Below are 11,862 nucleotides of genomic sequence, written 5' to 3'. Positions count from 1 at the left end.
CGGCAGCCATGGGGGTGTCAGGAGCGGAAACTCGCATGTCAGGAACGCTGCGATTCGAGATCCTCGGGCCTCAGCGGGCCTGGTACGCCGACCGGCAGCTCAACCTGGGCCCCGGCAAGCAGCGCGCCGTGCTCGCCGTACTGCTGCTCTCCGCCGGTCGTCCGGTGTCCACCGGGCAGATCGTGGAGGCCGTCTGGCCGGAGGAGCCGCCGGCGAACGGCCCCAACGTGGTGCAGAAGTACGTCGCCGGGCTGCGCCGGGTGCTGGAGCCGGACCGTTCCCCCCGTACGCCCGGGCAGGTGCTGAGCCTGACCGACGCCGGGTACCTGCTGCGGGTGGATCCGGAGGCCGTGGACGCGGTCCGCTTCGAGCGGGGCGTTCGGCGGGCCGAGCGGCACCGGGCCGCGGGACGTACCGCCGACGCGGCGGCGGAGCTGCGCGCGGCGCTGGAGCTGTGGCACGGTGAGCCGTTCGGCGGCCTCAGCGGGCCGGTGCTGGAGGCGGCCCGGCAGCGCCTGGTGGAGACTCGGGCCACCGCGCTGGAGACCTGGGCCGAGCTCGAGCTGGAGCAGGGCCGGCACCGGGAGCTGATCGGCGGACTGGTGGAGCTGGTGGCCGAGTTCCCGGTCCGGGAGCGGCTGCGTTACCAGTACCTGCTGGCGCTGTACCGCAGTGGACGGCAGGCCGAGGCGCTCGCCGCGTACCGGGAGATCGACGACCTGCTCCGCGAGGAGTACGGCATCGAGCCGGGCGAGGCGCTCCAGGGACTGCACCGGCGGATCCTCCGCGCCGACCCGACCCTCGCCCCCACCGTCCCGTCCCCGCGCCCGGGGCCGCCGGACACTACCGCCGCCGCCTCGGACCGCCCCGCCGGACCGCCTCCGGACACCGCCGAGCCGGCCCCGGGGTCGCCCGCGTCGACCACCACCATGCGTACCGCCGACGTTGCGGCGTCCCTGGTGCCGACGCCGCCCGCCGGTCCGGCTGCCCGGCAGCCGGCTGCTCCGGAACCGGCCGCCGCCGCACCGCCGGTCGAACAGCCGACCCCGCCGCTTCCGGTCCCACCGCCAGCCCCGCCGGCCCCGCGGCCCGCTCCGGCTCTGCCGTACGCGGCCGTCGCCCCGCCGGGGTACCCCGGACCGGGCGGCTTTCCCGCCGGCGTGCCCCCGATCCTGCCCGACCGGCCGCGGCCGGAACGCCACCCGCTACCGAGGTGGGTGAGCGCCACGGCCACGATCGCCGGCACCGTCCTGGTGTTGCTGTCGTTCGGGTTCGTGACCTGGCTGGTGATCCTCGGCTACGCGGTGCGGCGGCGCAGTTGGCGGCTCGGCCAGCTGGCCGTCGGCTACCTCGCCGCCGCGGCGCTGGTGGTGTACCTGATCGCCACCGACGATCCGACAACGGAGGTGCCGGTCGCGGAGGCCTTCTTCGGGCTCGGCCTGGTCACCCTGTGCTGGGTGGTGGGCGCCGCGCAGGTGGTGCTGCTGAACCGGTGGGTCTGGGGGAAGGTCACCGGCAGGCCGCTGGCGGTCCGGGCCCGCGACGAGGAGCAACGGCTGCGCCGCGAGCAGGCGCGTTATCTGCTGCATCACTACCCCACGGCCCGCCAGGAGTTCGCCATCGGCCGCCCGGACCTGCCCCGCGCCTTCGACGACGGCGGGCTGGTCGACGTCAACGCCGTACCCGACTCCGTGCTCGCCACGCTGCCGGGGCTCACCGACGCGCAACGCCGGCAGGTGGCGATGGAGCGGTGGCTGCGCGGGCCGTACGGGTCGATGGAGGAACTGGCGGCGCGGTGCCCGCTGCCGCTCGCGGTGACCGACGGGCTCCGCGACATCCTGCTCTTCCTCCCGCCCCCGGGCGACGTCGGATCGGGGGAGGCCGCGCCGGCCGAACCTCGATGACTGGCGGGGGTGTCAGCCGGGGCTGGTAGAAATGCCGGATGAGCCAGGATCGGACGGCGGTACGGGAGCGGGCCGAGGCGGTGCTGCGCCGGCTGGCCGGCGAGCACGCCCGACTCCGCGAGGACCAGTGGCGGGCGATCGAGGCGCTGGTGGTGGACCGGCGCCGGGTGCTGTGCGTCCAGCGCACCGGCTGGGGCAAGTCGGCGGTCTACTTCGTGGCCACCGCCCTGCTGCGGGAGCACGGCGAGCACGGGCCGACCGTGATCGTCTCGCCGCTGTTGGCGCTGATGCGCAACCAGGTGGAGTCGGCGGCCCGGGCGGGCATCCGGGCCCGCACCATCAACTCCGCCAACCTGGACGAGTGGGACGAGATCACCGCCGAGATCCACGCCGGCGCGGTGGACGTGCTGCTGATCAGCCCGGAACGGCTCAACAACCCGGACTTCCGGGACACCGTGCTGCCGAAGCTGGCCGCCACCACCGGGCTGCTGGTGGTGGACGAGGCGCACTGCGTCTCCGACTGGGGGCACGACTTCCGGCCCGACTACCGCCGGCTGCGTACCTTCCTCGGCAATCTGCCCGAGCGCACCCCGGTGCTCGCCACCACCGCCACCGCCAACGAGCGGGTCACCGCCGACGTCGCCGAGCAGCTGGGCGACGCCCTGGTGCTGCGCGGCACCCTCGACCGTGAGTCGCTGCGGCTGGGCGTCCTGGACCTGCCCAGCCCGGCGCACCGGCTGGCCTGGCTCGCCGACCACCTGGACCGGCTCCCCGGCTCCGGGATCATCTACACCCTGACCGTGGCGGCGGCGGGGGAGACGGCCGAGTTCCTCCGCTCCCGCGGCTGGTCGGTGGCCTCCTACACCGGGCAGGCCGACGACGCCGACCGGCGGGCCGCCGAGCAGGACCTGCTGGACAACAAGATCAAGGCGCTGGTCGCCACCTCCGCGCTGGGCATGGGCTTCGACAAGCCGGACCTCGGGTTCGTGGTGCACCTCGGCGCGCCGCCCTCGCCGATCGCCTACTACCAGCAGGTCGGCCGGGCCGGCCGGGCCGTGGAGCACGCCGAGGTGCTGCTGCTGCCGGGTGTCGAGGACGCGGCCATCTGGCGCTACTTCGCCTCGCTCGCCTTCCCGCCGGAGGAGCAGGTCCGGGCGGTGCTCGGCGCGCTGCACACCGACCGGCCGCTCTCCACCCAGGCCCTCGAACCGATGGTCGACCTGCGCCGGGCCCGGCTGGAGCTGATGCTCAAGGTGCTCGACGTGGACGGCGCGGTTCGCCGGGTCCGCGGCGGCTGGCTGGCCACCGGCGAGCCCTGGGTCTACGACGAGGCCCGGTTGCGTCGCGTCGCCCAGGCGCGCACCGCCGAGCAGCAGGCCATGCGGGAGTACGTGACCACCTCCGGCTGCCGGATGCGCTACCTGCGGGAGTGCCTGGACGACGCCGGCGCCGGCGACTGCGGGCGGTGCGACCGCTGCGCCGCGCCCCTGTTCACGCCGGAGGTCTCCGACGCCGCGTTGACCGCCGCGCAGACCTTCCTCGGCCGCCCCGGCGTGGAGATCCCGCCGAAGAAGCTCTGGCCGACCGGGCTGGACGCGGTCGGCGTACCCCTCAAGGGGCGGATTCCCCCCAGCGAGCAGGCGCTGCCCGGGCGGGCCGTGGGACGCCTGTCGGACCTGGGCTGGGGTGGGCGGCTGCGCGGCCTGGTCGGCCCGGAGGCGGCGGACGGCCCGGTCCCCGACGACGTGGCGGCGGCGGTGGTGGAGGTGCTCAAGGCGTGGGCGCACGGCGACGACCCGTGGCCGCGCCGCCCGGCCGGCGTGGTCGCCGTCGGGTCCCGCACGCACCCCGCGCTGGTCGGCTCGCTGGCCGAGCGGATCGCCGCGGTGGGCCGGCTGCCGCTGCTCGGCCGGGTGGTCCCGACCGGCACCGCCGGGGCCGGCGGGCCGCGCGGCAACAGCGCCCAGCGGGTACGCGCGCTGCACGGCGCGTTCGCCGTGCCGGACGAGCTGGCCGACGCGCTGGCCGGACTGGACGGGCCGGTGCTGCTGGTGGACGACCTGGTCGACTCCGGCTGGACACTGACCATGGTGGCCGGGCTGCTGCGCCGGGCCGGCGCCCCGGACGTGCTCCCCCTCGCCCTCGCCGTCGCCGGCTGAGGGGCCCCGCGGTCGGCCAGGTCGACCCGGCGCACCGCAGTCGCCGCGGTTCCCGCTGGTCGTCGGCGGGTGCGGGCGGAAAGTTCCCGGCGCGGGTGGATTGCGACCGTCGCCACGCTGGGCGTCCGGACGGCGGACGGCAGCCGGGTCGGCGGTACCGTGGGCGCATGGCCGAGGGAACCGTCACGCACACCTATGCCGTCACCGGGATGACCTGCGAGCACTGCGTGCGCGCGGTCACCGAGGAGCTGTCCGCGCTGCCCGGCGTCGACGAGGTGCGGGTCGACCTGGCGGCCGGTACCGCGACGGTGACCAGCACCGCGCCGCTGTCCGAGGCGTCGGTGCGGGCCGCCGTGGACGAGGCGGGGTACGAACTGGCCGTCGGCGGTGCCTGAGCACCCGCCCACCCCGCCGGTCCCGCCCGAGTCCGCCGGCGGCGAGCGCTCCGGGGTGACCGACGCCCAGCCGGCGGCGGACGCACGTCCGCCGGTGCGCGACGGGGACCCGGCCGAGGGCGGGCGGTCCGGCCCGGCCGACGCGCACCCGGTGGGCGACGCGGGTCCGCCGCTGTTCGGGATGCGACCGGCCGACGACGAGCGGGCTGAGCTGATCGACACACTCCCGACCGGTGCCGTCGGCGGGCAGCCGGTGGGGGCGGACCGGAGCACCCTGCGGCTGGCGCTCACCGTCGGCGGACTGGTGCTCGCGGTGCTGCTCGGCTTCGGCCTCGGCCGGGCCAACCCCGGCCCGAGCACGCCATCGGCGACGAGCGCCGCCGCGGCCACCGCCGACCACACCCACGCCCCCGGCACCGGCGCCCACGACCACGGCAACGGCACCGACCAGGCCGCCGACAGCGGCGCCGGCGGTCTCTCGGTCAGCTCCGGCGGCTACACGCTCACCCCGTCGGCCGTGGAGTTCGGCGTCGGCCGGGCCGGCGAGTTCCGCTTCCAGGTACGCGACGAACGGCGGCGGCCGGTCACCCGGTTCGCCGTCGTGCACGACAAGCCGATGCACCTGGTCGTGGTGCGCCGGGACCTCAGCGGCTACCAGCACCTGCACCCGACGATGGCGCCCGACGGCACCTGGTCCGTACCGCTGACCCTCGGGCAGCCGGGCGTCTGGCGGGCGTACGCCGACTTCACCGCGGTCGCCGACGACGGCCGGCAGACGGCGGCGACCCTCGGGGTGGACCTGGTCGCGCCCGGCGGTTACGCCCCTCGGCCGTTGCCCGCCCCGGCCACCACCACGACCGTCGACAGCTTCACCGTCGGGTACGAGGGCACGCCGGAGGTCGGCAAGGCCCTCCCGCTGCGCTTCACCGTCAGCGCCGGTGGCGCCCCCGCCGCGCTGGAACGCTACCTCGGCGCGTACGGCCACCTGGTCGCCCTCCGCGAGGGGGACCTGGGTTACCTGCACGTGCACCCGGTGGCGACGCCCGCGGGCGACCCGGTCACCTTCTGGGTGACCGCCCCCGGGCCGGGCCGCTACCGGATGTACCTGGACTTCCAGGTGGCGGGCGTGGTGCGCACCGCCGAGTTCACCGTCACCGTGCCCTGACGACGACGCGGCCGACCGGACCGGGACGGCGCGGCGAGGGCGGCGGCCGGGTGGCCGGCCGCTCAGCCGGCTCGGCGGACCGGGCGGCGGGCCAGGTAGCGGAGCAGGTCGCGGATGTGGTGCTTCTCCTCGGCCGGCACGCTCGGGTCGGCCAGCCGCTCCAGGATGACCCGCACGTCCGCCTCGACGGGGGAGTCGTCGACCCGGCGGCGCGGCGCGGGACCGGCGTCGGGCAGCCCGAGCGCCCGGAACGCCGCCGCGACGGGCAGGTCGAGGGCGGCGCAGAACCCGCGCACCTTGGCCAGCTCGGGATAGTCCTGCCAGTCGCCGGCGAGCCAGCGGAAGACGGTGGAGCGGCCGACCCCGGTGTGCGCCGCCAGGTCGCTCACCGTCCAACCCCGCTCGTCGCGGGCGTCGTCGATAGCACGTCGCACGAAGCGTGCGAAGGCCATCTGCGGTGATACCTCTGCGGAACCCATTCCTGCGGGGTCTTCCCTTCCCGGCCGGAGCCCAGATTCGGGCCGCCCCTCCCAGGGTAGTACGACAAGGCGTCGGAGCAGTCGACCGATCGACCCGAGGGTTCCGCCGACAGGACTTCGGCGTCGGTGGGCGTCACGTCCCGGCATTTGTGCCGGTCCGGTGTCCAGCATCGATAGTCAGATATCAATTAAGCTCGACGCGCCGGCGCCACCAGCGACGTGGCGCCGACGAGCGCACTCGATGAGGAGCAGCATGGCCGACCCCGTCCTTCCGGTGCCGCACCGCCCGGGTGCGGTCAGTATGTTCTTCGTGGCCAAGGCCGGCGTGTTCGCCCTCGGCTTCTGGATCTGGCTGCTGGTGCTGGTGCTGACCGGCGACGACGCCACCGGCGCGCACGTGCTGGCCGCCACCGGCGCGATCACCACCTCCCTGGTCGGCGTGGTGCTGGGCATCCGGCTGGCGTTGCAGCACAGCGCCGCCGTCCGGCACGCCGAGTTGAAGCGGCTGCTGGTCGACATCTCCTGGAACGCCTTCGCCGCGGCCGGCAACGCCGAGACGTCGGGCAAGGTCGTCCCGTTCCCCACCGCACCGGACGAGGACGAGGACGAGGACGAGCGATCGTCGCGGGACCGGATCTCCGTGTTCGACCGGGCCCCGGGGGGCGAGCGGTCGGGGCGGAACCGGGGCGGCGACCGCCGTCGCTGATTCGCGCCGCCGCCGACCTCAGGCCGGACGGGTGTCGGGGCCGGCCGGTCTCAGGCTGTCGGGCCGGCCTCGGTCAGCAGCGTCTCCAGGCGCGGGGTGATCCGCCACTGGTCGACCAGGTCCCGGTACTCGGCCCGCTGCGCCTGGGTCGGCGCGGTGCCGGTACGGCGGGCCCGGATCAGCAGGTTGCGCGGGGTGTGCCGGGAGTCGACGAACTCCACCACCTCGGCCCGGTAGCCGTGCAGCCGGAGCAGGCCGGCGCGCAGCGAGTCGGTGAGCACGTCGGCGAAGCGTTCCCGCAGGATGCCCTGCCGGGTCAGCAGCTCGTACGGCGGGGGAGCCGGGTGCGCGCGTAGCTGCGCGGCGATGTCGTGGTGGCAGCACGGGGCGGCGAGCACCCAGCGGGCGTCCCAGCGCACGGCGCGGGCCAGCGCCTCGTCGGTGGCGGTGTCGCAGGCGTGCAGCGCCAGCACCAGGTCGGGGGCGGGCTCGACCACCGCGTCGGCGATGGTGCCGGCCACGAAGGAGACCCGGTCGGCCCAGCCGAGCCGCTCGGCCAGCTCGGTGTTGCGCCGCCGCTGGTCCTCGCGGACGTCCACGCCGACCAGCTCGACGTCGAGGCCCCGCTGGGTCAGGTAGCGGTGCGCGGCGAAGGTCAGGTACGCGTTGCCGCAGCCCAGGTCCACCACCCGCAGCGGGCCGGTCAGCTCGTCGGGGAGCGTGGCGGAGAGCGCGCGCAGGAACGCGTCGACCTGGCGGCGCTTGGCGGCCGAACCGCCGATCTCGGCGAAGATCGGGTCGCCCGGGTCGAGCAGGTACTCCTTGGCGCGGTCGTGACCGCCCGGCTCGGCCTCCGGGCGGCTCGCCGCGGCCCGGTGCACCTGCGCCTCGCCGGACTTGGTCACCCGGAGCTGGAGCGTGGCGTCAGCGGTCTCCACGTGCCAGTTGCCGAACGGCTCGGCAAGCAGCGCGTCGACCGCCGCGCCGGCCTCCGCCCCCGGAGCCACGTTGCGGGTGTACGGCCGGGCGCCGTCGGAGGTGGAGATCTGCAACCGGGGGCCGGCCTTGAGCGCGACCGGGCGCAGCTCGGCGCGGACCACCGAGGGGCGCTGTCCACGGCGGCGACCGGCGGCGACCGCGCGGGTCAGCGCGGGGTCGAGCAGCAGGGCCCGGACCTCGGTCAGGGCGGCGTCCAACGGTTCCGGCATCCCACCATCTTCCTTCCTGGTCCGGGCCGCCCGTCGGCAGGCCACCGCATGGTGCCGTGCGTCGCTCGTCCGCCGCGCCGGACACCGGTCCCCGGCGGGTCGAGAGCCCGCACGGAAAAGGGGACGTCCCCCGGACCGGTGAACGGTGCGGGGGACGTCGGGTGTCGCAGCGGTCAGTCGGCGATCGCCTCGGCCGGGGTACCGGCACCGGAGCCGCCACGGCGGCGCCGGCGACGGCGCGGCTTCGCCGACTCGCCCTCGGCGGCGGCCACGGCCGGCTCCGGGGAACCGGCGTCGGTGGCGACCGCCGCGGTCGACTCGCCCGCGACCGCCTCGCCGGCCCGGCGGCGACGCCGGCGGCGGGGGGTGCGGGTGCCTTCCTCGGTGGCGACGTCGGCCGGCGCCTCGGCGTCCGGCGTGCCGGCGTCGGAGTGACCGCCGCGTCGGCGCTCGCCCCGGCCCCGGCTCTCGCCCCGGCTCTCGCCCCGGCTCTCGCCGCGCCGGGAGCCCCGGCCGCTCTCGCCGCGTCGCGGCCGGCCGCCCAGGTCCTCCTCGACCTCCGCGGAGAGCCCGGCGCGGGTCCGCTCGGCGGTCGGCAGGGTGCCGGTGATCTCGGTGGAGATGTCGAGGTCGGTGTAGAGGTGCGGAGAGGTGTGGTACGTCTCCGGCGGCTCCGGCATCTCCAGGCCGAGCGTCTTGTCGATGATCCGCCAGCGGGGCATGTCGTCCCAGTCGACGAAGGTCACCGCGACGCCCGTGGCCCCGGCCCGGCCGGTACGACCGATCCGGTGGGTGTAGGTGTCCTGGTCCTCGGGGCAGTCGTAGTTGATGACGTGGGTGACGCCACTGACGTCGATGCCCCGGGCCGCCACGTCGGTGGCGACCAGAGTGTCGATCTTGCCGGCGCGGAACGCCCGCAGCGCCCGCTCACGGGCGCCCTGGCCGAGGTCGCCGTGGACGGCGGCCACGGCGAAGCCGCGGAAGTCGAGGTCCTCGGCTACCCGGTCGGCGGCCCGCTTGGTGCGGGTGAAGATCATGGTCAGCCCGCGACCCTCGGCCTGCAGGATCCGGGCCACGATCTCGACCTTGTTCATCGAGTGGGTGCGGTAGGCCAGCTGCTGGGTCTGCGGCGACGGGCCGGTCTCGGCGGTGTGCCCGGCGTGGATCGTCATCGGACGGCGCAGGAAGCGCCGGGAGAGCGTGACGATCGGGTCCGGCATGGTGGCCGAGAAGAGCATGGTCTGCCGGTCCTCCGGCAGCATCGCCAGGATCTTCTCGACGTCGTCGAGGAAGCCCAGGTCGAGCATCCGGTCGGCCTCGTCGAGGACCAGCGCGCGCACCCGGTCGAGCCGCAGGTGCTTCTGCTTCTGCAGGTCCATCAGCCGGCCGGGCGTGCCGACCAGGATCTCCACGCCCTTGCGCAGCGCGTCGATCTGCGGCTCGTACGCCACGCCGCCGTAGATCGGCAGCACCCGGATGCCCCGGGTGCGGCCCGCGGCGGCGAGGTCCTTGGCGACCTGGATGCCCAGCTCGCGGGTGGGGACGACGACCAGTGCCTGCGGCACGCCGTCGCTGCCCTCGCCCGGCGCGAAGACCCGCTCCAGCAGCGGTACGCCGAAGCCGAGGGTCTTGCCGGTGCCGGTCGGCGCCTGGCCGATCATGTCGGTGCCGCGCAGCGCGATCGGGATCGCGTACTCCTGGATCGCGAAGGCGCGGGTGATGCCCGCCGCGGCCAGGGCCTCGACGGTCTCGGGCCGCGCACCGAGCGCGGCGAAGGTGGGAGCCTCCGGACGGACCGGGGCGGTGGGGGCCAGCTCGTGGCCACCCAGCTCTTCGAGAATCTGTTCGCTCATTTGGATCTGGGGGTGCCCTCTCGTGGTGCGCCCCGTCTTGTCCTCAGGGCGCGTTCGGTATGGCGCGGGCCACGCGGTCGGGGGCGGATTCGCCGAGCCGGACCGGGCCGCACGCGCGCCGCAGGCAGGACTTCGATCAGATCGGCGCCCGCGGCAACTGCTCCATACTACCCGAGCGGCCCTGCGCACGTCCCGGAGCGCGATGCCCGGGTCTTCGCCGGGGGTGCCGATTGTGACCTGTGCCACTGCCCTGGGGACTCGGTGTGCCGGTTTGGGCGGTACCCTGCGCTCGTGTCCGCCCCGACAACACCCGAGGCCGTGGTCGACCTGCTCGGCCTGGTCGCCTACGGCGAGCTGCTCGCCTTCGACCGGATGGCCGCCGACGCCCGGCTCGCCCCCGACCTGCGCCGCCGGGCCGCGCTGAGCGAGATGGCCGCCGCCGAGATCGGCAACTACCGGCGCCTTTCGGACTGGCTCACCGCTCTCGGGGCGACGCCTGACGACGTGATGGCCCCGTACGTGGAGCCCTTGCAGGCGTACCACGACTCGACCGAGCCGAAGGACTGGCTGGAGGCGGTCACCAAGGCGTACGTCGGGGACGCCATCACCGACGACTTCCTCGGCGAGATCGCCGACCGGCTGGACGAGCCGTACCGGCGGCTGGTGCGCGACGTGCTGCACGAATCCCGGTACGCCGACTTCGCCGCCGGCGAGATCCGGGCCGCGATCGAGACCGACCCCCGGGTGGCGAACCGGCTCTCCATGTGGGCGCGGCGCCTGGTGGGTGAGGCGCTGTCCCAGGCGGGTCGGGTCGCGGCGGCGGACCGGGGCGCGCTGACCGCGCTGATCGCGCAGGACGGCACGGACGTGCCGGCGACGTTCCGCCGGCTCACCGCCAAGCACACCGCCCGGATGGCCGCCGTCGGGCTGAACAACTGACCCGACCGGTCGGGCCCGGCCCGCGGCGGGCGCACCCGCCGCGGTGGCCGGACCGGATCAGCGGACGGTGAACCCGACCGCCCGCGGGGACGCCTCGGCGATCTCGACGTAGGCGACCTTGTTGACCGGCACGATGACCCGCCGGCCCTTCTCGTCGGTCAGGGACAGCGTCCCCTCGTCCTTGGCGAAGGCGTCGGTCACGATCTGCTCGATCTCGGCCGGCGACTGCGCGCTCTCCAGAACCAGCTCGCGCGGCGCGTACTGCACGCCGATCTTGACCTCCACTGTGCCTCCTCAGGTGGGCGAAAGAGCCGCCGATGGGAAGGCTATCCGATCTCGGGGCCGGATGTTCAGGCTGACTCACCTTGCAGCGGGAAGCTCGCGATCCCACGCCAGGACAGCGCCGCGACCAGCGCCTCCGCCTCCGCCTTGGGCACCTGGCGACCGCCGGCCAGCCAGAACTGGGCGGCGGTCTCGGCGGCCCCGACCAGACCGGAGGCGAGCAGCTCGGCGTGCGCCCGGCTGACGCCGGTGTCCGAGATGATGGTGTCGGTGATCGCCGCGATGGCGCCCTGCTCCACCCGCTCGACGCGCTGCCGCACCGCCGGGTCGTTGCGCAGGTCCGACTCGAAGACGAGACGGAACGCCTCGCTCTCGTGATCGACGAAGTCGAAGTAGGCGCGGACGGAGGCCTGGACCCGCTCCTTGTTGTCGCTGGTACCGCTCATCGCATCGTGCACCTTGGCGACCATCGCGTCACAGTGCGTGTCGAGCAACGCCAGGTAGAGCTCCATCTTGCCGGGAAAGTGCTGGTAGAGCACCGGCTTGGAGACTCCCGCCCGCTCGGCGATGTCGTCCATCGCGGCGGCGTGGTAACCCTGCGCGACGAACACCTCCTGCGCCGCCGCGAGCAGCTGCTTACGTCGCGCCGAGCGGGGCAGCCTGGTGGGCCGGCCGGCAGTCTGCGCACCGTTCCCCACAGCGGTCATGGGAACCTCCGAGTTTCTTCGTACGAGCCGGCACTTTTACCCCGTACCGGTCTGGGGCCTGTTCC

Annotated in this window: 11 protein-coding genes; 6 read left to right on the top strand and 5 right to left on the bottom strand. The window is 75.0% G+C overall.

The features are described from left to right. Positions 1-35 precede the first annotated feature (35 nt). From M2302_RS06485 to M2302_RS06470, 4 genes are all read left to right on the top strand, one after another. Entirely contained in the window at positions 36-1,904 is a 1,869-nt protein-coding gene (locus M2302_RS06485) for an AfsR/SARP family transcriptional regulator (RefSeq protein WP_280837018.1), read from the top strand. Positions 1,905-1,942: 38 nt separating this feature from the next. Next, positions 1,943-4,063: a DEAD/DEAH box helicase gene (locus M2302_RS06480; protein WP_280837017.1), complete on the top strand. Its 2,121-nt coding sequence runs from the start codon at positions 1,943-1,945 to the stop codon at positions 4,061-4,063. A 167-nt stretch (positions 4,064-4,230) separates the two neighbouring features. Beyond that, on the top strand, positions 4,231-4,458 hold the full coding sequence (locus tag M2302_RS06475; protein ID WP_154941760.1) for a heavy metal-associated domain-containing protein: 228 nt from the start codon (positions 4,231-4,233) through the stop codon (positions 4,456-4,458). Next, the gene (locus M2302_RS06470; RefSeq protein ID WP_348529405.1) at positions 4,451-5,623 is read left to right on the top strand and encodes a hypothetical protein; all 1,173 of its coding nucleotides are present in this window, start codon (positions 4,451-4,453) and stop codon (positions 5,621-5,623) included. Before M2302_RS06475 ends, M2302_RS06470 begins: the two co-directional genes overlap by 8 nt. Before the next feature lie 62 nt (positions 5,624-5,685). Here the strand turns inward: M2302_RS06470 and M2302_RS06465 are convergent, their stop codons facing one another. After that, positions 5,686-6,102 (bottom strand): helix-turn-helix domain-containing protein, encoded by a 417-nt coding sequence (locus M2302_RS06465; protein WP_210776508.1) that lies wholly within the window; start codon positions 6,100-6,102, stop codon positions 5,686-5,688. A gap of 253 nt (positions 6,103-6,355) precedes the next feature. Here M2302_RS06465 and M2302_RS06460 point away from each other — a divergent pair, with 253 nt between their 5' ends. Beyond that, positions 6,356-6,808: a hypothetical protein gene (locus M2302_RS06460; RefSeq protein ID WP_280837016.1), complete on the top strand. Its 453-nt coding sequence runs from the start codon at positions 6,356-6,358 to the stop codon at positions 6,806-6,808. 50 nt (positions 6,809-6,858) lie between these two features. Here M2302_RS06460 and M2302_RS06455 read toward each other — a convergent pair whose 3' ends face one another. Both M2302_RS06455 and M2302_RS06450 read right to left on the bottom strand, forming a co-directional pair. Further along, the gene (locus tag M2302_RS06455) at positions 6,859-8,016 is read right to left on the bottom strand and encodes an SAM-dependent methyltransferase (RefSeq protein WP_280837015.1); all 1,158 of its coding nucleotides are present in this window, start codon (positions 8,014-8,016) and stop codon (positions 6,859-6,861) included. Positions 8,017-8,189: 173 nt separating this feature from the next. After that, entirely contained in the window at positions 8,190-9,869 is a 1,680-nt protein-coding gene (locus M2302_RS06450) for a DEAD/DEAH box helicase (RefSeq protein WP_280837014.1), read from the bottom strand. Positions 9,870-10,160: 291 nt separating this feature from the next. On the opposite strand from M2302_RS06450, the gene M2302_RS06445 reads away from it, so the two are divergent. Next, entirely contained in the window at positions 10,161-10,808 is a 648-nt protein-coding gene (locus tag M2302_RS06445) for a ferritin-like fold-containing protein (protein ID WP_280837013.1), read from the top strand. 57 nt (positions 10,809-10,865) lie between these two features. Here M2302_RS06445 and M2302_RS06440 read toward each other — a convergent pair whose 3' ends face one another. Together M2302_RS06440 and M2302_RS06435 are read right to left on the bottom strand one after the other, a co-directional pair. Further along, positions 10,866-11,093, bottom strand: coding sequence for a DUF3107 domain-containing protein (locus tag M2302_RS06440; RefSeq protein WP_007073114.1), 228 nt, complete (start codon positions 11,091-11,093; stop codon positions 10,866-10,868). A 65-nt stretch (positions 11,094-11,158) separates the two neighbouring features. Beyond that, positions 11,159-11,797 (bottom strand): TetR/AcrR family transcriptional regulator, encoded by a 639-nt coding sequence (locus M2302_RS06435; protein ID WP_280837012.1) that lies wholly within the window; start codon positions 11,795-11,797, stop codon positions 11,159-11,161. Positions 11,798-11,862: the final 65 nt, after the last annotated feature.

The organism is Micromonospora sp. A200, assembly GCF_029893845.1.
In the GTDB taxonomy this organism is placed as follows: domain Bacteria; phylum Actinomycetota; class Actinomycetes; order Mycobacteriales; family Micromonosporaceae; genus Micromonospora; species Micromonospora purpureochromogenes.
The sequence above is the reverse complement of the archived record's forward strand: the minus strand, read 5'-3'. Positions and strand labels throughout refer to the sequence as shown.